The 22,733-nt window shown below is 64.1% G+C and carries 26 protein-coding genes; 23 read left to right on the top strand and 3 right to left on the bottom strand.

What is annotated here, in order from left to right; translation table 11 throughout:
• The first annotated feature begins 67 nt into the window (after positions 1 to 67).
• From HMPREF3173_RS00505 to HMPREF3173_RS00445, 13 genes are all read left to right on the top strand, one after another.
• Positions 68 to 967 carry an energy transducer TonB gene (locus HMPREF3173_RS00505; RefSeq protein ID WP_070571080.1) on the top strand — a complete coding sequence of 300 codons (900 nt, stop codon included), beginning with the start codon at positions 68 to 70 and terminating at the stop codon, positions 965 to 967.
• A 119-nt stretch (positions 968 to 1,086) separates the two neighbouring features.
• Complete coding sequence (locus HMPREF3173_RS00500; RefSeq protein ID WP_070571079.1) at positions 1,087 to 1,656, top strand: YqgE/AlgH family protein; 570 nt, start codon at positions 1,087 to 1,089, stop codon at positions 1,654 to 1,656.
• Complete coding sequence (gene ruvX, locus HMPREF3173_RS00495; RefSeq protein ID WP_043207190.1) at positions 1,656 to 2,081, top strand: Holliday junction resolvase RuvX; 426 nt, start codon at positions 1,656 to 1,658, stop codon at positions 2,079 to 2,081. The genes HMPREF3173_RS00500 and ruvX overlap by 1 nt, the downstream gene beginning before the upstream one ends.
• A 51-nt stretch (positions 2,082 to 2,132) precedes the next feature.
• Entirely contained in the window at positions 2,133 to 2,651 is a 519-nt protein-coding gene (gene pyrR / locus HMPREF3173_RS00490) for a bifunctional pyr operon transcriptional regulator/uracil phosphoribosyltransferase PyrR (protein WP_043207188.1), read from the top strand.
• A gap of 12 nt (positions 2,652 to 2,663) precedes the next feature.
• Entirely contained in the window at positions 2,664 to 3,668 is a 1,005-nt protein-coding gene (locus HMPREF3173_RS00485) for an aspartate carbamoyltransferase catalytic subunit (protein ID WP_043207186.1), read from the top strand.
• Entirely contained in the window at positions 3,665 to 4,936 is a 1,272-nt protein-coding gene (locus HMPREF3173_RS00480; protein WP_070571078.1) for a dihydroorotase, read from the top strand. The genes HMPREF3173_RS00485 and HMPREF3173_RS00480 overlap by 4 nt, the downstream gene beginning before the upstream one ends.
• A gap of 193 nt (positions 4,937 to 5,129) precedes the next feature.
• A complete protein-coding gene (hslV, locus tag HMPREF3173_RS00475; RefSeq protein ID WP_043207181.1) occupies positions 5,130 to 5,660 on the top strand; it encodes an ATP-dependent protease subunit HslV in 531 nt (176 codons plus the stop codon).
• Positions 5,661 to 5,736: 76 nt separating this feature from the next.
• Positions 5,737 to 7,080 carry an ATP-dependent protease ATPase subunit HslU gene (hslU, locus tag HMPREF3173_RS00470; protein ID WP_043207178.1) on the top strand — a complete coding sequence of 448 codons (1,344 nt, stop codon included), beginning with the start codon at positions 5,737 to 5,739 and terminating at the stop codon, positions 7,078 to 7,080.
• A gap of 143 nt (positions 7,081 to 7,223) precedes the next feature.
• The gene (locus tag HMPREF3173_RS00465) at positions 7,224 to 7,601 is read left to right on the top strand and encodes a gamma-butyrobetaine hydroxylase family protein (protein ID WP_070571077.1); all 378 of its coding nucleotides are present in this window, start codon (positions 7,224 to 7,226) and stop codon (positions 7,599 to 7,601) included.
• A 351-nt stretch (positions 7,602 to 7,952) separates the two neighbouring features.
• A complete protein-coding gene (gene phaC / locus HMPREF3173_RS00460; protein WP_070571076.1) occupies positions 7,953 to 9,632 on the top strand; it encodes a class II poly(R)-hydroxyalkanoic acid synthase in 1,680 nt (559 codons plus the stop codon).
• Positions 9,633 to 9,692: 60 nt separating this feature from the next.
• Positions 9,693 to 10,550 (top strand): poly(3-hydroxyalkanoate) depolymerase, encoded by an 858-nt coding sequence (phaZ, locus tag HMPREF3173_RS00455; protein WP_043207169.1) that lies wholly within the window; start codon positions 9,693 to 9,695, stop codon positions 10,548 to 10,550.
• A gap of 68 nt (positions 10,551 to 10,618) precedes the next feature.
• Positions 10,619 to 12,301 (top strand): class II poly(R)-hydroxyalkanoic acid synthase, encoded by a 1,683-nt coding sequence (phaC, locus tag HMPREF3173_RS00450; RefSeq protein ID WP_070571075.1) that lies wholly within the window; start codon positions 10,619 to 10,621, stop codon positions 12,299 to 12,301.
• Positions 12,302 to 12,305: 4 nt separating this feature from the next.
• On the top strand, positions 12,306 to 12,920 hold the full coding sequence (locus HMPREF3173_RS00445; RefSeq protein ID WP_043207165.1) for a TetR/AcrR family transcriptional regulator: 615 nt from the start codon (positions 12,306 to 12,308) through the stop codon (positions 12,918 to 12,920).
• Positions 12,921 to 13,032: 112 nt separating this feature from the next.
• On the opposite strand, the gene HMPREF3173_RS00440 is transcribed toward HMPREF3173_RS00445, so the two are convergent.
• The 3 genes from HMPREF3173_RS00440 to HMPREF3173_RS00430 form a co-directional block, all read right to left on the bottom strand.
• Complete coding sequence (locus tag HMPREF3173_RS00440; protein WP_070571074.1) at positions 13,033 to 13,821, bottom strand: phasin family protein; 789 nt, start codon at positions 13,819 to 13,821, stop codon at positions 13,033 to 13,035.
• Positions 13,822 to 13,831: 10 nt separating this feature from the next.
• A complete protein-coding gene (locus tag HMPREF3173_RS00435) occupies positions 13,832 to 14,254 on the bottom strand; it encodes a phasin family protein (protein ID WP_043207160.1) in 423 nt (140 codons plus the stop codon).
• A gap of 180 nt (positions 14,255 to 14,434) precedes the next feature.
• A complete protein-coding gene (locus HMPREF3173_RS00430) occupies positions 14,435 to 14,710 on the bottom strand; it encodes a polyhydroxyalkanoic acid system family protein (protein ID WP_070571073.1) in 276 nt (91 codons plus the stop codon).
• A gap of 124 nt (positions 14,711 to 14,834) precedes the next feature.
• Between HMPREF3173_RS00430 and ubiE the strand changes: the two genes are divergently transcribed.
• The 10 genes from ubiE (at position 14,835) to HMPREF3173_RS00380 (ending at position 22,649) form a co-directional block, all read left to right on the top strand.
• Positions 14,835 to 15,605 carry a bifunctional demethylmenaquinone methyltransferase/2-methoxy-6-polyprenyl-1,4-benzoquinol methylase UbiE gene (ubiE, locus tag HMPREF3173_RS00425; protein ID WP_043207154.1) on the top strand — a complete coding sequence of 257 codons (771 nt, stop codon included), beginning with the start codon at positions 14,835 to 14,837 and terminating at the stop codon, positions 15,603 to 15,605.
• Entirely contained in the window at positions 15,605 to 16,228 is a 624-nt protein-coding gene (locus HMPREF3173_RS00420; protein WP_070571072.1) for a ubiquinone biosynthesis accessory factor UbiJ, read from the top strand. Before ubiE ends, HMPREF3173_RS00420 begins: the two co-directional genes overlap by 1 nt.
• The gene (ubiB, locus tag HMPREF3173_RS00415; RefSeq protein ID WP_070571071.1) at positions 16,225 to 17,835 is read left to right on the top strand and encodes a ubiquinone biosynthesis regulatory protein kinase UbiB; all 1,611 of its coding nucleotides are present in this window, start codon (positions 16,225 to 16,227) and stop codon (positions 17,833 to 17,835) included. The genes HMPREF3173_RS00420 and ubiB overlap by 4 nt, the downstream gene beginning before the upstream one ends.
• A 73-nt stretch (positions 17,836 to 17,908) precedes the next feature.
• Complete coding sequence (gene hisI / locus HMPREF3173_RS00410) at positions 17,909 to 18,301, top strand: phosphoribosyl-AMP cyclohydrolase (protein ID WP_027592414.1); 393 nt, start codon at positions 17,909 to 17,911, stop codon at positions 18,299 to 18,301.
• A gap of 1 nt (position 18,302) precedes the next feature.
• Positions 18,303 to 18,638 (top strand): phosphoribosyl-ATP diphosphatase, encoded by a 336-nt coding sequence (locus HMPREF3173_RS00405; RefSeq protein ID WP_043207145.1) that lies wholly within the window; start codon positions 18,303 to 18,305, stop codon positions 18,636 to 18,638.
• A gap of 163 nt (positions 18,639 to 18,801) precedes the next feature.
• Complete coding sequence (locus tag HMPREF3173_RS00400; RefSeq protein WP_070571070.1) at positions 18,802 to 19,074, top strand: twin-arginine translocase TatA/TatE family subunit; 273 nt, start codon at positions 18,802 to 18,804, stop codon at positions 19,072 to 19,074.
• A 3-nt stretch (positions 19,075 to 19,077) separates the two neighbouring features.
• Positions 19,078 to 19,455 carry a Sec-independent protein translocase protein TatB gene (gene tatB / locus HMPREF3173_RS00395; protein WP_070571069.1) on the top strand — a complete coding sequence of 126 codons (378 nt, stop codon included), beginning with the start codon at positions 19,078 to 19,080 and terminating at the stop codon, positions 19,453 to 19,455.
• The gene (tatC, locus tag HMPREF3173_RS00390; RefSeq protein WP_070571068.1) at positions 19,452 to 20,243 is read left to right on the top strand and encodes a twin-arginine translocase subunit TatC; all 792 of its coding nucleotides are present in this window, start codon (positions 19,452 to 19,454) and stop codon (positions 20,241 to 20,243) included. Before tatB ends, tatC begins: the two co-directional genes overlap by 4 nt.
• Positions 20,240 to 20,947, top strand: coding sequence for a 16S rRNA (uracil(1498)-N(3))-methyltransferase (locus HMPREF3173_RS00385; protein ID WP_043207137.1), 708 nt, complete (start codon positions 20,240 to 20,242; stop codon positions 20,945 to 20,947). Before tatC ends, HMPREF3173_RS00385 begins: the two co-directional genes overlap by 4 nt.
• Before the next feature lie 97 nt (positions 20,948 to 21,044).
• Positions 21,045 to 22,649: a methyl-accepting chemotaxis protein gene (locus HMPREF3173_RS00380; RefSeq protein ID WP_070571067.1), complete on the top strand. Its 1,605-nt coding sequence runs from the start codon at positions 21,045 to 21,047 to the stop codon at positions 22,647 to 22,649.
• Positions 22,650 to 22,733 lie beyond the last annotated feature (84 nt).

Here is a 22,733-nt window from a genome sequence, read left to right as displayed (position 1 = left end):
GGCCTGCACCGGGCCGCTTTTACTTGAAGCTTGCAGCTTGTGATTCGAAGCTGCCCTTGGATACCTGATGACGCTGCCTGCCGACATCCCCGCCGACCTGCTCCCACCCCGCGTCCGCCCGGTGGACCGGCTTGGCTTCACCCTGTTCCTGGCTGCCCTGGTGCACCTGGCGCTGATCCTCGGCGTGGGTTTCACCATCAGCAAGCCCAGCGAAATCCGCCACACGATGGACATCACCCTGGCCACCTTCAAGAGCGAGAAGCCGCCCGAGAAGGCCGACTTCCAGGCCCAGGACAACCAGCAAGGCAGCGGCACCCTGGAAAAGAAAGCCGTACCCAAGACCACCGAAGTCGCGCCCTTCCAGGACAGCAAGATCAACAAGATCACCCCACCGCCAGCCGCTCGCCAGGAAACCCCGCCCCCACCGCAGAAGTCCGCGGTGACCACCAAGGCGCCCAAGGTGCAGAAGGTCGAGCCCAAGCCCAAGGAAAGCAAGGCGCAGCCCAAGCCCCAGGCAGCGGTGCCGGACTTCGACAGTTCGCAGCTCTCCAGCCAGATCGCCAGCCTCGAGGCGGAGCTATCCAACGAACAGCAACTGTATGCCAAGCGCCCGCGCATCCATCGCCTCAACGCGGCCTCGACCATGCGCGACAAAGGCGCCTGGTACAAGGAAGAGTGGCGCAAGAAGGTGGAGCGCGTGGGCAACCTCAATTATCCCGAAGAAGCGCGACGCCAGCAGATCTACGGCAACTTGCGGATGATGGTCTCGATCAACCGCGACGGCTCGCTGTATGAAGTGTTGGTGCTCGAATCCTCTGGCCAGCCGGTGCTCGACCAGGCGGCCCAGCGCATCGTCCGTCTGGCCGCGCCGTTTGCACCGTTCACAGGCGACCTGGCGGAGTTCGACCGCCTGGAGATCATCCGTACCTGGCGCTTCGCCCGCGGGGACCGGTTGTCCAGTAACTAGCCGCACGTCACACGCCTCAAACGGCAAGAAAAAAGCGCGGGCATGCACAGCCGTGCTTTTTCTTGCCGCTTGAAGCTTGCAGCTTGAAGCCGAGCCCAGCTGACGCCACACTATCACTCATGAAAACCCTCAGCCCGAGCTACCTCAAGCATCAGTTCCTGATCGCCATGCCGCACATGGTCGATCCGAACTTTGCCCAGACCCTCACCTACATCGTCGAGCACAACGCCAACGGCGCCATGGGCCTGGTAATCAACCGCCCGCAGGAGCTGAACCTGGCCGACATCCTGGAGCAGCTACGCCCGGATGAGGAGCCACCGGCCAGCACCCTGCAGGTGCCGATCTACCAGGGTGGCCCGGTGCAGACCGACCGCGGCTTTGTGTTGCACAGCAGCGACTGCAGCTATCAGGCCACGGTGGAGCTGCAGGGGCTGTCGCTCTCGACCTCCCAGGACGTGCTGTTCGCCATCGCCGAAGGCGTAGGGCCCAAGCAGAGCCTGATCACCTTGGGTTATGCCGGTTGGGAAGCCGGCCAACTGGAAGCCGAGCTTGCCGACAACGCCTGGCTCAACTGCCCCTTCGACCCCGAGATCATCTTCGGACTGGCCAGCGAACAGCGCCTCGAGGCAGCCGCCGCCAGCCTGGGGATCAACCTCAGCCTGCTGACCAGCCAAGCGGGTCACGCCTGATGGCCGAGCTGCGCCTGCTGCTGGGCTTCGACTATGGCAGCAAACAGATCGGCGTGGCCGTCGGCCAGGTGGTCACCGGCCAGGCCCGAGAGTTGTGCACCCTCAAAGCCCAGAACGGCGTCCCGGACTGGGCCCAGGTGGAAAAGCTCATCACCGAATGGAAGCCCGACGCCATCGTCGTCGGCCTGCCGCTGAACATGGACGGCACGCCCAGCGAAATGAGCGCCCGGGCCGAGAAGTTCGCCCGCCGCCTGCATGGCCGCTACAACCTGCCTGTGCACACTCATGACGAGCGTCTGACCACCTTCGAAGCCAAGGGCGAGCAGATGGCCCGAGGCATGCGCCATGGCAGCTACCGCGACAACCCGGTCGATGCCATTGCCGCCGCCCTGCTCCTGCAGGGCTGGCTGGAGGCCAACACTTAAATCCGCTTTGCCGCCGGCCCTGCCCGGCGCCCCCCTTCCGAGGAGCACGCAATGAGCCTACCCAATCCCGCCGACCTGATCCGGCAGATGGCCGTCGACCTTCGCGCCCACCTGGCCCGTCGTACTATCACCGAGCCGCGCTTCATCGGCATCCGCACCGGCGGCGTATGGGTAGCCCAGGCCCTGCAGCAGGAGTTGGGCGACAGCAGCCCGCTGGGCACCCTGGACGTGTCCTTCTACCGCGACGACTTCAGCCAGAACGGCCTGCACCCGCAAGTGCGTCCGTCCGAACTGCCCTTCGAAATCGAAGGCCAGCACCTGGTGCTGGTGGACGACGTGCTGATGAGCGGTCGCACCATCCGCGCCGCGCTCAATGAACTGTTCGATTATGGCCGCCCGGCCAGCGTCACCCTGGTTTGCCTGCTGGACCTGGACGCCGGCGAATTGCCGATCCGCCCGAACGTGCTGGGCGCCACCTTGCAACTGGCGCCCACTGAACGGGTAAAATTGACCGGACCCGCACCGCTCGTCCTCGAGCGCCAGGACCTCGCCACCGCTTCCGCCCTTTAAGAGTCCCTCGCGATGACGCCATTCGACGCCAAGCGCCCGCTGCAGCTCAATGACCAGGGCCAGCTGCGCCACTTTCTCTCGCTCGACGGTTTGCCCCGCGAACTGCTGACCGAGATCCTCGACACCGCCGACTCCTTCCTGGAAGTCGGCGCCCGGGCCGTAAAGAAAGTCCCGTTGCTACGCGGCAAGACCGTCTGCAACGTGTTCTTCGAAAACTCCACCCGCACCCGCACCACCTTCGAGCTGGCCGCCCAGCGCCTGTCGGCGGACGTGATCAGCCTGAACGTGTCGACCTCCTCGACCAGCAAGGGCGAGACCTTGTTCGACACACTGCGTAACCTCGAAGCCATGGCCGCCGACATGTTCGTCGTGCGCCACTCCGACTCGGGCGCCGCCCACTTCATCGCCGAGCATGTCTGCCCGGAAGTCGCCGTGATCAACGGCGGTGACGGCCGCCATGCGCACCCGACCCAGGGCATGCTCGACATGCTGACCATCCGTCGCCACAAAGGCAGCTTCGAGAACCTCTCGGTGGCCATCGTCGGCGACATCCTGCACTCGCGCGTGGCCCGCTCCGACATGCTGGCGCTCAAGGCCCTCGGTTGCCCCGACATACGCGTGGTCGGTCCCAAGACCCTGATCCCGGTGGGCATCGAGCAGTACGGGGTGAAGGTCTACACCGACCTGGCCCAGGGCCTGAAAGACGTCGACGTGGTGATCATGCTGCGCCTGCAGCGCGAACGCATGGCCGGCGGCCTGCTGCCCAGCGAGGGCGAGTTCTACCGCCTGTTCGGCCTGACCACCGCACGCCTGGCCGGCGCCAAGCCCGATGCCATCGTCATGCACCCCGGTCCGATCAACCGTGGGGTGGAGATCGAGTCGGCGGTAGCCGACGGTCAGCACTCGGTGATCCTCAACCAGGTGACCTACGGCATCGCCGTGCGCATGGCCGTGCTGTCCATGGCCATGAGCGGCCAGACCGCGCAACGTCAATTCGACCAGGAGAACGCCCAGTGACCATCAGCATTATCGGCGCCCGGGTCATCGATCCTGCCAGCGGCCTGGACACCATCACTGACCTGCACCTCGATGGCGGTCGCATCGCGGCCATCGGTGCAGCGCCCGCCGGCTTCACTGCCAACCGCACGATCCAGGCCGACGGCCTGGTGGCAGCCCCGGGCCTGGTCGACCTCGGCGTCTCCCTGCGCGAGCCGGGATACAGCCGCAAGGGCAACATCGCCAGCGAGACCCGCGCTGCGGTCGCCGGTGGTGTCACCAGCCTGTGCTGCCCGCCGCAGACCAAACCGGTGCTGGACACCTCGGCAGTGGCCGAACTGATCCTCGACCGCGCCCGTGAAGCGGCCAACAGCAAGGTCTACCCGATCGGCGCCTTGACCAAGGGCCTGGAAGGCGAGCAACTGGCCGAGCTGGTCGCCTTGCGCGACACCGGCTGCGTGGCCTTCGGCAACGGCCTGAAGGAAATCCCCAACAACCGCACCCTGGCCCGCGCGCTGGAATATGCCGCCACCTTCGACCTGACCGTGGTTTTCCACTCCCAGGACCGCGACCTGGCCCAGGGCGGCCTGGCCCACGAAGGCCCGATGGCAAGCTTCCTTGGCCTGCCGGGCATCCCCGAGACTGCCGAAACCGTGGCGCTGGCGCGAAACCTGCTGCTGGTCGAACAGACCGGCGTGCGCGCGCACTTCAGCCAGATCACCAGCGCCCGCGGTGCACGACTGATCGCCCAGGCCCAGCAGCTTGGCCTGCCGGTCACCGCCGATGTGGCGCTGTACCAGCTGATCCTCACCGATGAGGCCCTGCGCGACTTCTCGAGCCTCTATCACGTGCAACCGCCGCTGCGCACCGCCGCCGACCGCGATGGGCTGCGCGATGCGGTCAAATCGGGTGTGATCCAGGCGATCTCCAGCCACCACCAACCCCACGAGCGTGACGCCAAGCTGGCACCGTTCGGTGCGACGGAGCCTGGCATCAGTAGCGTCGAACTGCTGCTGCCATTGGCCATGACCCTGGTCGAAGACGGCCTGCTCGACCTGCCGACCTTGCTGGCCCGCCTGAGCAGCGGCCCGGCGGCGGCCATGCGTCTGCCGGCCGGCGAGCTCAAGGTCGGCGCAGCGGCGGACCTGGTGCTGTTCGACCCGAACGCTTCCACGGTCGCGGGCGAGCAATGGTTCTCGCGCGGCGAGAACTGCCCGTTCATCGGCCACTGCCTGCCGGGCGCGGTGCGTTATACCTTGGTCGACGGGCACATCTGCCACGAGGCCTGAGCGAACCCATTTCGCGGGTAAGCCCGCCCCCACAGGGATCCTAGCGCCTGTGGGAGCGGGCTTACCCGCGAATGGGGCAACACCGATGGCCCTGCCCGGCACGACCATTCATCCCCCCCGGTTGAAATCCTTCCCCCCACCCCCATATGAGTCTGCAACAGGCATTTTCGCCCCGCTGCGTGGAGACTCTCCCTTGACTACCATCGTTTCAGTCCGCCGCCACGGCAAAGTCGTCATGGGCGGCGACGGCCAGGTTTCCCTCGGCAATACCGTGATGAAAGGCAACGCGAAGAAAGTCCGTCGCCTGTACCACGGCCAGGTCATCGCCGGCTTCGCCGGTGCCACCGCCGATGCCTTCACCTTGTTCGAGCGTTTTGAAGGCCAGCTGGAAAAACACCAAGGCCACCTGATCCGTGCCGCCGTCGAACTGGCCAAGGAGTGGCGCACCGACCGTTCCCTGAGCCGCCTGGAAGCCATGCTCGCCGTGGCCAACAAGGATGCCTCCCTGATCATCACCGGCAACGGTGACGTGGTCGAGCCCGAAGACGGCTTGATCGCCATGGGTTCCGGCGGTGCCTACGCCCAGGCCGCTGCTCGCGCCCTGCTGAACAAGACCGACCTCTCGGCTCGCGAGATCGCCGAGACCGCCTTGAACATCGCCGGTGACATCTGCGTGTTCACCAACCACAACCTGACCATCGAGGAGCAGGACCTGGCCGAGTGATCAGCTGTTTTGGCGCCCGGTCCCGGTGACAGGGCTTTTCCACGCTGACCCACTCTGATCAAGGACCATTTTCATCATGTCCATGACCCCCCGCGAGATCGTTCACGAACTCAACCGCCACATCATCGGCCAAGACGACGCCAAGCGCGCCGTGGCCATTGCCCTGCGCAACCGCTGGCGCCGCATGCAACTGCCGGCCGAGCTGCGCGCAGAAGTCACCCCCAAGAACATCCTGATGATCGGCCCAACCGGCGTGGGCAAGACCGAGATCGCCCGTCGCCTGGCCAAGCTGGCCAACGCGCCATTCCTCAAGGTCGAAGCCACCAAGTTCACCGAAGTGGGCTATGTCGGCCGTGACGTCGAATCGATCATCCGCGACCTGGCCGATGCCGCGCTGAAGATGCTCCGCGAGCAGGAGATCATCCGCGTGCGCCACCGCGCCGAGGACGCTGCCGAGGACCGCATCCTCGACGCCCTGCTGCCCCAGGCCCGGGTCAGCAGCTTCGCCGAGGAAGCCTCGCAGTCGAGCAGCGACTCCAACACCCGCCAGCTGTTCCGCAAGCGCCTGCGCGAAGGCCAGCTGGACGACAAGGAAATCGAGATCGAAGTGGCCGAGTCCATGGGTGTCGAGATTGCCGCGCCACCCGGCATGGAAGAAATGACCAACCAGCTGCAAAGCCTGTTCGCCAACATGGGCAAGGGCAAGCGCAAGGCGCGCAAGCTCAAGGTCAAGGAAGCGCTCAAGATGGTGCGTGACGAGGAGGCCAGCCGCCTGGTCAACGAGGAAGAGCTCAAGGCCAAGGCCCTGGAAGCGGTCGAGCAGCACGGCATTGTGTTCATCGATGAGATCGACAAAGTGGCCAAGCGTGGCAACGTCGGCGGCGCCGATGTCTCCCGCGAAGGTGTCCAGCGTGACCTGCTGCCGCTGATCGAAGGCTGCACCGTCAACACCAAGCTGGGCATGGTCAAGACCGACCACATCCTGTTCATCGCCTCCGGTGCGTTCCACCTGAGCAAGCCGAGCGACCTGGTGCCTGAACTGCAAGGCCGTCTGCCGATCCGCGTTGAGCTCAAGGCGCTGACCCCGGAAGACTTCGAGCGCATCCTGCAGGAGCCGCACGCCTCGCTCACCGAGCAATACCGTGAGCTGCTCAAGACCGAAGGCCTGAACATCGAGTTCGCCGCCGACGGCATCAAGCGCCTGGCCGAGATCGCCTACCAGGTCAACGAGAAGACCGAGAACATCGGCGCACGCCGCCTGCACACCCTGCTCGAGCGCCTACTCGAAGAGGTGTCGTTCAGCGCGGGCGACCTGGCCAGCGCCCATGACGAAGCGCCGATCCGCATCGACGCGTCCTACGTGAACAGCCACCTCGGTGAGCTGGCGCAGAACGAAGACCTGTCGCGCTACATCCTGTAAGCCCAGCGTCGCCTTCTTCACGGGTAACCCGCTCCACAAGGATTGCAGTGACCTTGTGGGAGCGGGTTCACCCGCGAATGGGCCCTTGAATCCCTCCACAAGAAGCTGGAAGCTTGCCTTATCAGCTCCCGAGAGATTCCCCCATGGCCCGCCTGCCCACCGCCATCAACCTGCACAAAGCCTCCAAGACCCTCAGCCTCACTTACGCCCCCGGCGAGGTCTATCACCTGCCCGCCGAATTCCTGCGGGTGCACTCCCCCTCCGCCGAGGTCCAGGGCCACGGCAATCCAATCCTGCAGTTCGGCAAGATCAACGTCGGCCTTACGGGCCTGGAACCTGCCGGGCAATACGCCCTGAAACTGATCTTCGATGACGGCCACGACAGCGGCCTGTTCACCTGGGAGTACCTCGAGCAGTTGTGCCTACGCCAGGAGCAGCTGTGGGCCGAGTACCTCGATGAGTTGCACAAAGCCGGCAAATCCCGCGACCCGGCCGAATCCGTCGTCAAACTCATGCTCTAGTGCAAGACTTCCACGCTTTAGAGCGCGTTTTCTAATCTCATCTGTTTGAATGCCCTACAGACAGCTCGTGTACGAGCTGTCTTGCGCATTACATGAAAGTCGGGTAACCAATGGAGCTGGCAAGTTCCCTGCATCGTCGAACGCGCGGGCAGGGTCGGGCCGGTATGTAGAGGTCGCGAGCGAAAGCAGGCTGTCTTCACACGCAGAAAACCCCGCAGCTCATCGCCTGACGCATCCGGTCGCAGCACCGCTGTTTCTTATCACTGGTCACCCGAGCAGCAGTACCGGGCAATCGTCTGTGTACCCGCCACAGCCAACCGGTACTCGTCTCAGGACAACGGAGCGTCGTAGATGAGTAACAAGAACAACGATGAGTTGCAGCGGCAGGCCTCGGAGAACACCCTGGGCCTGAACCCGGTCATCGGCATTCGTCGCAAGGATCTGCTGACATCGGCGCGCACCGTCTTGCGCCAGGCCGTTCGCCAGCCGCTGCACAGCGCCAAGCACGTGGCGCACTTTGGCCTGGAACTCAAGAACGTGCTGCTGGGCAAGTCCAGCCTGCAGCCCAGTGGCGATGACCGCCGCTTCAATGACCCAGCCTGGAGCCAGAACCCACTGTATCGCCGCTATCTGCAGACCTACCTGGCCTGGCGCAAGGAGCTGCAGGACTGGATCGGCAACAGCGACCTCTCCCCTCAGGATGTCAGCCGCGGGCAGTTCGTAATCAACCTGATGACCGAGGCCATGGCCCCGACCAATACCCTGGCCAACCCGGCAGCAGTCAAGCGCTTCTTCGAGACCGGCGGCAAGAGCCTGCTCGATGGCCTGTCCAACCTGGCGAAGGACCTGGTCAACAACGGCGGGATGCCCAGCCAGGTGAACATGGACGCCTTCGAAGTGGGCAAGAACCTGGGCACCAGCGAAGGGGCCGTTGTGTATCGCAACGACGTGCTGGAGCTGATCCAGTACAGCCCCATCACCGAACAGGTGCACGCCCGTCCGCTGCTGATCGTGCCGCCACAGATCAACAAGTTCTATGTCTTCGACCTGAGCCCGGAAAAAAGCCTGGCGCGCTTTTGCCTGCGCGCGAACCAGCAGACCTTCATCATCAGTTGGCGCAACCCCACCAAGGCCCAGCGCGAATGGGGCCTGTCGACCTACATCGATGCACTCAAGGAAGCCGTGGACGCGGTGCTGTCCATCACCGGCAGCAAGGACCTGAACATGCTCGGCGCCTGCTCCGGCGGCATTACCTGCACCGCGCTGGTCGGCCACTACGCGGCGCTGGGCGAAAACAAGGTCAACGCCCTGACCTTGCTGGTCAGTGTGCTGGACACCACCATGGACACCCAGGTCGCGCTGTTCGTCGACGAACAGACCCTCGAAGCCGCCAAGCGCCACTCCTACCAGGCCGGCGTGCTCGAAGGCAGCGACATGGCCAAGGTGTTCGCCTGGATGCGCCCGAACGACCTGATCTGGAACTACTGGGTCAACAACTACTTGCTCGGCAACGAGCCGCCGATTTTCGACATCCTGTTCTGGAACAACGACACCACGCGCCTGCCCGCCGCCTTCCACGGCGACCTGATCGAGATGTTCAAGAACAACCCGCTGACCCGCGCCGACGCCCTGGAAGTGTGCGGTACCGCCATCGACCTGAAGAAGGTCCACTGCGACATCTACAGCGTCGCCGGCACTGCCGACCACATCACCCCGTGGCAGTCCTGCTACCGCTCGGCGCACCTGTTCGGCGGCAAGATCGAGTTCGTGCTGTCCAACAGCGGGCATATCCAGAGCATCCTCAACCCGCCCGGCAATCCCAAGGCGCGCTTCATGACCGGTGAAGACCGCCCGGACGATCCCGTGGCCTGGCAGGAAAACGCGATCAAGCACGCCGACTCCTGGTGGCTACACTGGCAAGCCTGGCTGGGTGAGCGCGCAGGTGAGCTGAAAAAGGCGCCGACCCGCCTGGGCAACCGCGCCTACACCGCAGGCGAAGCCGCACCGGGGACGTACGTCCACGAACGATGAGACCTGTCGCCATGGCCGCTCGGTCGCGTCATGGCGTCTTTTTGACCTAGAGTTCCGTGCATGCCGCAACCCTACATATTCAGGACAGTCGAGCTGGACAACCAGTCCATCCGCACCGCGGTCCGCCCCGGCAAGCCGCACCTGACGCCTTTGCTGATCTTCAATGGCATTGGCGCCAACCTGGAGCTGGTGTTTCCGTTCATCGAGGCGCTGGACCCGGACATCGAGGTCATCGCCTTCGATGTGCCGGGTGTCGGCGGCTCGTCCACGCCCAGCCGGCCCTACCGCTTCCCAGGCCTGGCCAAGCTGACTGCGCGCATGCTCGACTACCTCGACTATGGCCAGGTCAATGTCATCGGCGTGTCCTGGGGCGGTGCCCTGGCCCAGCAGTTCGCGCACGATTACCCCGAGCGCTGCAAGAAGCTGATCCTCGCCGCGACCGCCGCCGGGGCCTTCATGGTGCCGGGCAAGCCCAAGGTGCTGATGATGATGGCCAGCCCCCGGCGCTATGTGCAGCCGTCCCATGTGATCCGCATCGCGCCGCTGATCTATGGCGGTGGTTTTCGCCGCGACCCCGACCTGGCCCTGCACCACGCGGCCAAGGTGCGCTCTGGCGGCAAGACCGGTTACTACTGGCAACTGTTCGCCGGCCTTGGCTGGACCAGTATCCACTGGCTGCACAAGCTCCAGCAGCCGACACTGGTACTGGCCGGCGACGATGACCCTTTGATTCCGCTGATCAACATGCGTCTGCTGGCCTGGCGTATTCCCAACGCACAGTTGCACATCATCGACGACGGGCATTTGTTCCTGATTACCCGGGCCGAAGCCGTGGCGCCGATCATCATGAAATTCCTTCAGCAGGAGCGTCAGCGCGCGGTCATGCATCCGCGCCCGGCCCCTGGCCCTGGCGGCTGAACCCAGCCCCACCGGTGGTGATGGTTACGCGAGACGAACGTGGATGAGGCCTTACGACGGAGTGTGGGATGACAGATAAACCGGTAAAAGGGACGACACCGGTCCCCGCCACGAGCATCAATGTACAAAACGCGATCACCGGCCTGCGCGGGCGTGATCTGTTCTCGACACTGCGCAATGTCGGCCGTCTTGGCCTGCGCAACCCCTTGCACACCGCCCATCATCTGCTTGCCCTCGGCGGGCAACTGACCCGGGTGATGCTCGGCGACAGCCCGCACCAGCCCCACCCGCGCGACAACCGCTTCAGCGACCCGACCTGGAGCCAGAACCCTTTCTACCGTCGCGGGCTGCAGGCCTACCTGACCTGGCAGAAACAGACTCGCCAATGGATTGAGGAAAGTACGCTGGACGACGATGAGCGCGCCCGGGTGCACTTTCTGTTCAACCTGCTCAACGATGCTTTGGCACCGAGCAACTCGCTGCTCAACCCTCTGGCGGTCAAGGAAATCTTCAATACCGGCGGTCTGAGCCTGGTCCGCGGCGTGGCCCACCTGCTCGACGACCTGCGTCATAACGACGGCCTGCCGCGCCAGGTGGACGAGCGCGCTTTCGAGGTGGGCGTGAATCTCGCCGCCACCCCCGGCGCCGTGGTGTTTCGCAATGAACTGCTGGAGCTGATCCAGTACAAGCCGATGAGCGAAAAACAGTACGCCCGACCGCTGATGGTCATTCCGCCGCAGATCAACAAGTACTACATCTTCGACCTTGGGCCGACCAACAGCTTCGTGCAGTACATGCTCAAGAACGGCCTGCAGGTGTTCATGGTCAGTTGGCGCAACCCCGACCCACGCCATCGCGAATGGGGGTTATCCAGCTACGTGGAGGCGCTGGAAGAAGCCCTCGTCGCCTGTCGCAGCATCAGCGGCAGCCGCGACCCCAACCTGATGGGCGCCTGCGCCGGTGGCCTGACCATGGCCGCCCTGCAGGGCCACTTGCAGGCAAAGGGCCAATTGCGCCGGGTACGCAGCGCCACCTACCTGGTCAGTCTGCTGGACAGCCAATTCGACAGCCCGGCGAGCCTGTTCGCCGACGAGCAGACCATCGAGGCGTCCAAGCGCCGCTCGTACCAGCGCGGTGTGCTCGATGGCGGCGAGGTGGCGCGAATCTTCGCCTGGATGCGGCCCAACGACCTGATCTGGAACTACTGGATCAACAATTACCTGCTGGGCAGGACACCACCGGCTTTCGACATCCTTTACTGGAACGCCGACAACACGCGTTTGCCCGCGGCGTTTCATGGCGAGCTGCTGGACTTCTTCAAGCTCAACCCTCTGACCTACCCGAACGGCATGCAGGTGTGCGGGACACCGATCGACCTGGGCCAGGTCACCCTGGACAGCTTCACCGTTGCCGGCAACAACGATCACATCACCCCGTGGGACGCGGTGTACCGCTCGGCCTTGCTGCTCGGTGGCAAACGCCGTTTCGTGCTGGCCAACAGCGGCCATATCCAGAGCATCATCAACCCGCCTGGCAACCCCAAGGCGCATTTCCTGGAGAACCCCACGCTGTCGAGCGACCCACGTGCCTGGGTGCACGACGCCACACGCCACGAAGGCAGCTGGTGGCCCCAATGGCTGGAGTGGATCGGCCAGCGCTCCGGGCGCCTGAAAGCCCCCGCGACCGAGCTGGGCAACGCCAGCTATCCACCGCTGGGCCCGGCACCGGGCAGCTATGTCAGGGCACGCTGAGACGATGAAGACCCGCGACCGTATCCTCGAATGCGCCTTGCACTTGTTCAATCGCCAGGGCGAACCCAACGTCTCGACCTTGGAGATCGCCAACGAATTGGGCATCAGCCCGGGCAACCTGTATTACCACTTTCATGGCAAAGAGCCGTTAGTGCTGGGGCTGTTCGAGCGCTTCGAGGAAGCGCTCATGCCGCTGCTGGACCCACCCCTGGGCGTGCGCCTGGACGCCGAGGATTATTGGTTGTTCCTGCACCTGATCGTCGAGCACATGGCCCAGTACCGTTTTCTGTTCCAGGACCTGTCGAACCTGACCGGACGCCTGCCGAAGCTGGCCCGCGGCATGCGCAGCCTGATCAATGCGCTCAAGCGCACCCTCGCGGCCCTGCTTGCCAGCCTCAAGAGCCAAGGCCTTGTGAGCAGCGACACGCAAGCGCTGGGGCAACTGGTGGAGCAGATCACCCTGACCCTGATGTTTTCGCTCGATTACCAGCGGGTGCTTGGGCGTGAAGGGGACGTGGGCATCGTGGTGTATCAAGTGATGATGCTGGTGGCGCCACATCTGGTAGGCCCTGCACGCGGGGCTGCCGAACAGCTGGCGGGGAGATACCTGGAGGGGTAAGGCGCACGCGATGCGTTGCCTGGCCTGACGCATTCGCGGGTAAACCCGCTCCCACAAGGTTCGACGCTGAACCTGTGGGAGCGGGTTTACCCGCGAAAGGGGCGACGCGGTATTAGGCCTGGGTAGCGGCGTTCACCGGTGCCGATGGCGCGCTGCTGGCCGGCGCAGCGGCGGGTGCCGGAGCGGCGGTTGCAGCGGGGGCGGCGCTGGCGGCGGGAACGGCTGGCTTGGCGGCCGCGGGCTTGACGGGGGCTTTTTTCGCCGCGGGCTTCTTCGCCGCAGCGGGTTTGGCCGCAGGTTTGGCGGCAGTCGCCTTGGCAGCCGGTTTTGCCGCAGCGCTCTTCGTCGCAGGCTTGGCAGCCGCCTTCGCTACAGGCTTCGCAGCCGGCTTGGCGGCTGGTTTCGCCGCAGCCGTCTTCGCCGCAGGCTTGGCAGCCGCTTTTGCCAGAGGCTTGGCGGCGGTCTTGCTGGCAGCAGCCTTGGACACTGGCGTCACCGAAGCACCGGTGAGTTTCTCGATCTGCTTGGTGAGGCTATCGACCTGCTGGTGCAGAGCCTTGATCTCGTTGCGGCTTGGTACGCCCAGGCGCGAGATGGCGCTATTGAGGCGCTTGTCGAAGGCTTCTTCCAGCTCGCTCCACTTGCCCAACGCGCGCTCTTTCACATCGGAGACACGAGAAGATGTGGACGACTTGGCGCTTTGCTTCACGTCATCGACATTCTTCTTGGCTTGTTTTTCGGCCTTTTCACCATCCTTGACCAGCGACTCGAACAGCTTCGGGCCGTCCTGGTCGATCTTGGAATAGATACCCAGGCCAGCCAGCCAGATCTTGCGGGAGTACTTCTCGATCCCGCCGACCCAGGAGCTGCCTTCTTTCTCGGTGTTCTTCTTGCCAGCCATCCTGCTCTCCTTATGGTTTGCGCGCGACACGCTCGAGCAACTCGGTCAGCTGTTCGAGTTTGATGGACAACGCTTCAACGTCATGTTTAGACGGTATGCCGAGGCGATTCAAGGCGCGGGCGACCCGTGCATCGAAAGCTTTCTCGATCTTGTCGAGTTGAATCTCGACCTTGCCCCGTACACGGCTTACCTGCACGGTCGCTTCGTCGATCTGGTTGTTGGCGGCGTCGAGCTGTTGGTCGACGCGTTTCTTGCCACGCTTCTCGACGCCTTCGCCGGCCTTGACCAACTCCTTGAAGTAGTCCGAGCCTTCCTGGCCGACACGGGCATAGGCACCCAGGCCCGCCAGCCAGATCTTGCGCGCGTAGCCGCGCACCTCGCCCAAGGTGCTGCCGGGGGCGTCGTCTTTTTTCTTCAGGTTCACTTTGGCCATGCTCTGCACCTCACTCGCTTGAGGGAATGGAGGAACTGCCCATGGAACGCGGGCTTGAGCATAAGGTAGGGCGGAAAATTAGAATCCTCACCCTAAGAGCGCAACTGCAAGCTGCAAGCAAAACAAAATCCCGCCGTACGCGATTCTGCTTTTTCTTGCAGCTTGGTACTCGGAGGGCCGTCAGGCCAGGGCCTTGTCCAGCGCTCGCTCGATCTCGCCCTTGATGGTGCCGCTCATCATCGACAGCATCATCCCAAGCTTGAGCTCCACGCGGATGGTGTCCTCGCCGATGTGCACGCTGCCATTGGCACCGCTGCGCGACACGTCGACGCGGTCGCCCTGCCAGCTTGCCTTGAGGTCGTACTCGCGGGTCAGCCGGTCCACCAGCATCTCGGCCTTGGCGCGGGCGGCCTCGCGGCCGAGGGAGTGTTTGCGTTCAACGCTGATCTGGGTCATGCGGGCAATCCTGGATATCAACACAATGACGCCATTATGCCCGCGCCCATCCCACGGAGCACCCCGCCAAGACAAATCCGCCCGTTGCCCCTAGAATGGCCGTAATTTTTTTCGGTGAAGCGATATGAACGACCAGCGCAAAGGCGACCACGCCGAACCCACCACCCATTTCGGCTACCAAAACGTACCCGAGAGCCAGAAAGCGAAGAAAGTCGCCGAGGTTTTCCACTCGGTAGCCGCCAAGTACGACCTGATGAACGATGTGCTTTCCGGGGGCATGCACCGCCTGTGGAAGCGCTTCACCATCGAGCTGTCGGGCGTGCGCAGCGGCAACCGGGTGCTGGATATCGCCGGTGGCACGGGCGATCTGGCCGCCAAGTTTTCGCGCCTGGTAGGCCCCACCGGCCAAGTGGTGCTCGCCGACATCAACGAGTCGATGCTCAAGGTCGGCCGTGACCGCCTGCTCGACCGTGGCGTGGCCGGCAACATTGAGTTCGTCCAGGCCGACGCCGAGAAGCTGCCTTTCCCGGACAACCACTTCGACTGCGTGACCATCGCCTTCGGCCTGCGCAACGTCACCCACAAGGACGAAGCCATCCGCTCGATGCTGCGCGTCCTCAAGCCCGGCGGTCGTCTGCTGGTGCTGGAGTTCTCCAAACCCACCAACAAGCTCATGTCCAAGGCCTACGACGCCTACTCGTTCGCCTTCATGCCACTGGCCGGCAAGCTGATCACCAACGACTCGGAAAGCTACCGCTACCTGGCCGAATCGATCCGCATGCACCCCGACCAGGAAACCCTCAAGGCCATGATGGTCGAGGCCGGCTTCGACCGCGTCACCTACCACAACATGACCAGCGGCATCGTCGCCGTGCACCGGGGAATCAAACCCTGATGCTCCTGGCCGGCCTGCTCGCCAGCGTCGAGCATGGGCTCAACCGGGTCCTGCGCATGGACAGCACGGCCTTGCCGCGCCTGGCTGCGCTCGAAGGCAAGGTGATCGAGATCGACTGCCGCCAGCCGGCCTTGCAGCTGTACATCCTGCCCGATGAACAAGGCCTGATGCTCGCTGCCCACTGGGAAGGCGAGGTCGATTGCAGCCTGCGCGCGCCGGCCGGCAGCCTCGCCCAACTGGCCTTCGCCAAGGACAAGACCGCCGTACTGCACAGCCCTCAGGTCGAACTGCATGGCGACAGCGCCGTGCTGCTGGACCTGGTCGGTGTGCTCCAGGACCTGGAACTGGACTGGGAGTACGAGCTGTCACGCTGGCTGGGGCCGGTCGCCACTGCACTGGTCGCCGGGCATATCCGCCTGCGCGCCCGCTGGACCCGCCAGGGCCTTTCACGCTTCAGCCAGAACCTCTCCGAGTACCTGGCCGAAGAGTCCCGCACCCTGGTCGGCCGGCGCGAAGCCGAAGCGGCCTTCAGTGAGCTCGATGCCCTGAAGGTCGACGTTGAACGCCTCGAGGCGCGCCTGCGCCGCCTCGCCCGATCCCTTGATACCAGCGATAACGCATGAAGCTGCTCGCCGTCCGCCGTCTGTTGCGCATCCAGCGCGTCGTGATCCGCTACCGCCTCGATGACCTGCTGTTCGACCTTCCACTGCCCTGGTGGCTGATGAGCCTGCGCGCCTTGCTGCCCTGGCGCTGGTTCCCGCGCAAACCGTCCGAGCTCAGCCGCGGTGCACGCCTGCGCATGGCCCTGCAGGACCTGGGGCCGATCTTCATCAAGTTCGGCCAACTGCTGTCCACCCGCCGCGACCTGCTGCCCACCGACATCGCCGATGAGCTGATGCTGCTGCAGGACCGCGTGCCGCCATTCGACCCCAAGCAGGCCGTGGCGCTGATCGAGGAGCAGCTGGGCGCCAAGGTCGGCGAGGTGTTCAGCCGCTTCGACGTCGAGCCCCTGGCCTCGGCGTCGGTGGCCCAGGTGCATGCCGCACGCCTCAAGAGCGGTGAAGAGGTCGTGGTCAAGGTGGTGCGCCCTGGCCTCAAGCCGGTGATCGCCCAGGACCTGGCCTGGCTGTTCCTGATCGCCAAGGGCGCCGAGCGGGTCTCGGCCGACGCCCGACGCCTGCACCCGGTGGAAGTGGTCAGCGACTACGAAAAGACCATCTTCGATGAGCTCGACCTGCTGCGCGAGGCAGCCAACGCCAGCCAGCTGCGCCGCAACTTCGAAGGCTCGGAACTGATGTACGTGCCCCAGGTGTACTGGGACTGGTGCCGCCCCAAGGTGCTGGTGATGGAGCGTATCTACGGCGTGCCGGTCACCGACCTGGCGACCCTGGCCGACCAGCGCACTGACATGAAACTGCTCGCCGAGCGTGGTGTGGAGATCTTCTTCACCCAGGTGTTCCGCGACAGTTTCTTCCACGCCGACATGCACCCGGGCAACATCTTCGTCAGCACGGTCAAGCCCTGGAGCCCGCAGTACATCGCCATCGACTGCGGTATCGTCGGCAGCCTCACCTCGGAGGACCAGGATTACCTGGCGCGTAACCTTATCGCCTTCTTCAAGCGCGACTACCGCCGCGTCGCCCAGCTGCACATCGATTCGGGGTGGGTACCGGCGCAGACCAAGGTCAACGAGTTCGAGGCGGCTATCCGTACCGTGTGCGAGCCAATCTTCGAGAAACCGCTCAAGGACATCTCCTTCGGTCAGGTACTGATGCGCCTGTTCCAGACGGCCCGACGCTTCAACATGGAAGTCCAGCCGCAGCTGGTCCTGCTGCAGAAGACCTTGCTCAACATCGAAGGCCTGGGCCGCCAGCTTTATCCCGACCTGGACCTGTGGAGCACCGCCAAACCGTACCTGGAGCGCTGGATGCGTGATCGCATGAGCCCCAAGGCGGTGTTCGGCAACCTGCAAAGCCAGGTAGAGCAACTGCCGCACCTGGCCGACATGACCCGCGACCTGCTCGAGCGTCTGTCGCAACCGCACCTGAACGATCCGCAACTGCCGGAGCGCCGCCGCCAGGGCGACCGCTGGGCCCTGCGTCTGCTCGGTGCCGGCCTGCTCGGCGGCGGTGTCACCCTGGCGGCCGGGGCGGCCAGCCTCAGCGCCCCGACGGCCTGGCCCGCCTGGCTGATGCTGGCGGCCGGGCTCTTCCTGATCGTACGCCAATAGCCAGCCGCGCGGCTGGCTGGCACACTAGCGCAAGGGGCCCGACACAGGCGCGGGTCCGGATTTGGAGTCGACGATGAAAGACTGGCTGGACGAGATCAAGTGGAACAGCGATGGCCTGGTGCCGGCGATCGCCCAGGACCACAAGACCGGACGCGTATTGATGATGGCCTGGATGAACCGCGAATCCCTGGCCCTGACCGCCGCCGAACAACGTGCCATCTACTGGTCGCGCTCACGTGGCAAACTGTGGCGCAAGGGCGAGGAGTCCGGCCATGTGCAGAAGCTGCACGAAATGCGCCTGGACTGCGACGCCGACGTGATCATCCTGATGGTCGAGCAACTGGGCCATATCGCCTGCCACACCGGTCGCGAAAGCTGCTTCTATCGCGTCTTCGAAGACGGCCAGTGGAAAACCGTCGACCCGGTCCTCAAGGATCCGGATGCCATCTACAGCGCAGGACACTGACATGAGCGACACCCTCAACCGCCTTGCCGAAGTACTCGAGCAACGCAAGCAAGCGGCGCCCGACAGCTCCTATGTGGCCAGCCTGTACCACAAGGGTCTGAACAAGATCCTCGAGAAACTGGGCGAAGAGTCCGTCGAAACCATCATCGCTGCCAAGGATGCCGCCATCAGCAAGGATTACGGCGATGTCATCTACGAAACCGCCGACCTGTGGTTTCATAGCCTGGTGATGCTCAGCGCGCTGGGCCAACACCCACAGGCCGTGCTCGATGAACTGGAGCGCCGCTTCGGGCTCTCCGGGCATGACGAGAAGGCCGCACGCCAGCCTTCCAACTGATGTATTCCCGGGGCGCAACGCGTCCCTGTGGAGCGGGTTTCCCCGCGAAGAATGCAACGCGGTAGATGGCACTGGCTTGGCCGGTGTTCGCGGGTGAACCCGCTCCTACAGGGACCGCGCTGTCAGAAAAATTCGCTGTACCTGTAAATTTCAGGAGTACGAAATGGGTATTTTTGACTGGAAACACTGGGTCGTCCTGCTGGTCGTCGTGATCCTGGTCTTCGGCACCAAGAAGCTGAAGAACCTGGGCAGCGATCTGGGCGAATCGATCAAGGGCTTCCGCAAGGCGATGAACGAGGAAGAAAACAAACCGGCCGAGCAGACCCCGCCGCCGGTCCAACCCGCAGCCCCCGTGCAGAACACCGCCCAGCAGCCCCAGGGCCAGACCATCGAAGGCCAGGCCCAGCCGGTCCAAGAGCCGCAGCGGAAAGACTGACCCATGTTCGGCATCAGCTTCAGCGAGCTGCTGCTCGTCGGTCTGGTCGCCCTGCTGGTGCTCGGTCCCGAGCGCCTGCCCGGTGCCGCGCGTACCGCAGGCCTGTGGATCGGTCGACTCAAGCGCAGCTTCAACGCTATCAAGACGGAAGTCGAGCGCGAGATCGGTGCCGACGAAATCCGCCGTCAACTGCACAACGAGCACATCCTGCAGATGGAGGAGCAAGCCAAGCGCATCCTCGATCCGAGCAGGTCAGCCACGCCATCCATCGGCAGCAGTGAAACACCGGCGCCACCGACCACCCCTGCCGCTCCCGGCAGCAGCGCCCCGGTATCCCCAGCCGCCCCCACTGAGCCGCAGCAGCCGCCACGAGCCCCATGAGCGATAGACCGGAACACGACCAGCCGATGCCGCTGGTCTCGCACCTGACCGAACTGCGTACCCGCCTGCTGCGCTGCGTAGCCGCCATCTTCCTGATCTTCGCCGGGCTGTTCTCCTTCGCCCAGCAGATCTACACCCTGGTCTCGGCGCCCCTGCGCTCACACTTGCCGGCCAACGCGACGATGATCGCCACCGACGTGGCCTCGCCGTTCCTGACGCCGTTCAAGCTGACGATGATTGTCTCGCTGTTCCTGGCCATCCCGTTCATCCTCCAGCAAATATGGGGCTTCATTGCACCGGGGCTGTACCGCCATGAAAAGCGCATCGCCATTCCCCTGCTGGTCTCGAGCATCATCCTGTTCTATGCCGGCATGGCGTTCGCCTATTTCCTGGTGTTCCCGCTGATCTTCGGCTTCTTCGCAAGCGCCACGCCCGAGGGCGTGTCGATGATGACGGACATTTCCAGTTACCTGGACTTCGTCATGACCCTGTTCTTCGCCTTCGGCGTCGCCTTCGAGATTCCGGTGGCAGTGGTGCTGCTGGTGTGGATCGGCGTAGTCGATGTGCAGTACCTGAAGAAGATCCGCCCCTACGTCATCATCGGCTGCTTCGTGGTCGGCATGATCCTGACCCCACCGGACATCTTCTCCCAGACCCTGCTCGCCGTACCCATGTGGATGCTGTTCGAGGTCGGCGTGCTGTGCGGCAGCCTGATCCGCAAGCGCAACCAGGCCGAAGAAGCGGCCTCGGATGACCACAACGACCAGCCGCCAGCGACCCAACCGTGAACCTGCTGTTACTTGAAGAGGCCGACTTCATCGCGGCCGATCGCGTGGTGCTGGCTGACCGGCGCTTTACCCACATGCAGGAGATCCACGGCGTCGAAGTGGGCGATACCCTGCGCGTCGGTCAGGTCAATGGCTTGATGGGCAAGGCCACGGTGCTGCGCCTGGCAGGGCATGAAGCCGAGCTGCAGGTGGCTTTCGACCAGCCGCCCCCGGCCAAGCTGCCGCTGACCCTGGTGCTGGCCGTGCCACGCCCGAAAATGCTTCGTCGCCTGTTCCAGACCGTCGCCACCCTGGGGGTGCCACGGCTGATCCTGGTCAACAGCTACAAGGTCGAGAAGAGCTTCTGGCAAACGCCCTTCCTGAACCCCGAGACGATCCGCGAGAACCTCATCCTGGGCCTGGAGCAGGCCCGTGACACCGTGCTGCCCGAGGTGATCGTCGAGAAGCGCTTCAAGCCGTTCGTCGAAGACCGTCTACCCGCCATCGCGGCCGGTACGCTTGGCTTGGTCGCTCATCCAGGGCCCTACCCAGCCTGTCCACGTGCCGTGGAGTCGCCTGTGACCCTGGCCATCGGCCCGGAAGGCGGGTGGATCCCCTATGAGGTCGATCTGCTGGGCAAAGCAGGCTTGGCGCCGGTGCAGCTGGGCGATCGTATCCTACGTGTGGAAACCGCCGTGACGGCATTGCTGTCGCGAATTTTCTGACGAGCGGGTCAAACACCTCCCATCAAGTTTCCCCCCGGCAAGCCGATGGCCTTGGAAGCATGACAAAAATGCGACCAAGCCGACGGGGGAGTGAAGCATGTATCGAGGGTTTGCCCATTTTCTGGGGAACATGAGCGTCAATCGCAAGTTGGGCTTTGGCTTCGGCCTGGTGTTGCTGCTGACCCTGGCGATCACTGCCACAGGTTGGACAGGTATCGACAACGTCACCAACCGCGGCGACAAGCTGGGCAACATTTCGCTGATCTACCAGACCACCCAGGAGCTGCGTATCGCCCGCCTGAACTATACGACCCGTCACGACCAAGCCTCGCTCACCGAGCTGGACAAGACCCTGGACAAGCTCGAGCAGCAAGTGCAGGCGATGCTCGGGCAAATCGAACAACCTGTCGATCACCAGCGCCTAGAGCAGCAGCTGGAAGCTGTGCGCCAGTACCGCCAAGGCTACGAGCAGCTCCAGCAGGCCGACCAGCGCCGCGCGACACAACCCGACAGCGCGCAAACCGCAATCGAACAGGCGCTGCAGCACATGGCCACACAAGGCAACGTGCTGCTCGAGTCCAGCGCGGCCATGACAGTCTCGCAAACCAAGGTACGCGACGAAGGTACCCGCCAAGCCAAGCGTATGCTGGCCGCCGCCACCGCCCTCGCCCTGTTGCTGGGTCTGCTGGCCGCCTGGACCATCACCCGGCAGATCATCGTGCCGCTGCGCCAGATCCTCGCGGCCGCCGAGCGCGTGGCCAATGGCGACCTCAGTCAGGACGACCAATCGATCGAGCGCCGCGACGAGCTGGGCCAGCTGCAAGCGAGCATGAAACGCATGAACCAAGGCCTGCGTACGCTGATCAGCGGCATCGGTGACGGCGTCACCCAGATCGCCAGCGCGGCCGAGGAGCTGTCGGCGGTCACCGAACAGACCAGCGCCGGGGTCAACAATCAAAAGGTCGAGACCGATCAGGTCGCCACGGCCATGAACCAAATGACCGCCACCGTGCATGAGGTCGCCCGCAGCGCCGAGCAGGCCTCCGAGGCAGCGCTGATGGCCGATCAGCAGGCCCGTGAAGGCGATCGCGTGGTCGGTGAAGCCATCGCCCAGATCGAGCGCCTGGCCAGCGAAGTGGTCAATTCCAGCGAGGCCATGAACCAGCTCAAGGCCGAGAGCGACAAGATCGGCAGCGTGCTGGACGTCATCAAGTCGGTGGCCCAGCAGACCAACCTGTTGGCGCTCAACGCGGCCATCGAGGCCGCTCGTGCAGGTGAAGCCGGTCGTGGTTTCGCCGTGGTCGCAGACGAGGTGCGCAGCCTCGCCCAGCGCACCCAGCAATCGACCGAGGAAATCGAAGAACTGATCGCCAGCCTGCAAAGCGGCACCCAGCGCGTGGCGGGGGTGATGGATGGCAGCCGCGCCCTGACCGACAGCAGCGTCGAATTGACCCGTCGCGCCGGAGGTTCTCTGGAAACCATCACCCGCACCGTCTCGTCGATCCAGGCGATGAACCAGCAGATCGCCACGGCAGCCGAGCAACAGAGCGCCACGGCTGAGGAGATCAACCGCAGCGTGATGAACGTACGTGACATTTCCGACCAGACATCGGCAGCCAGTGAGGAAACCGCGAGCTCCAGCGTCGAACTGGCGCGCCTGGGGACACACCTTCAGGGGCTGGTAGCACGCTTCCGGCTGTAAAACAGCTGCAAGCTGCAAGCACAAGAAAAAGCCGAACGGAGATGAGTTCACCATCTCGGTTCGGCTTTTTTCATGCCGCGTGAA

Source organism: Pseudomonas sp. HMSC08G10 (genome assembly GCF_001808425.1).
GTDB lineage: Bacteria > Pseudomonadota > Gammaproteobacteria > Pseudomonadales > Pseudomonadaceae > Aquipseudomonas > Aquipseudomonas guariconensis.
This window is presented reverse-complemented; position numbering and strand designations above follow the sequence as displayed.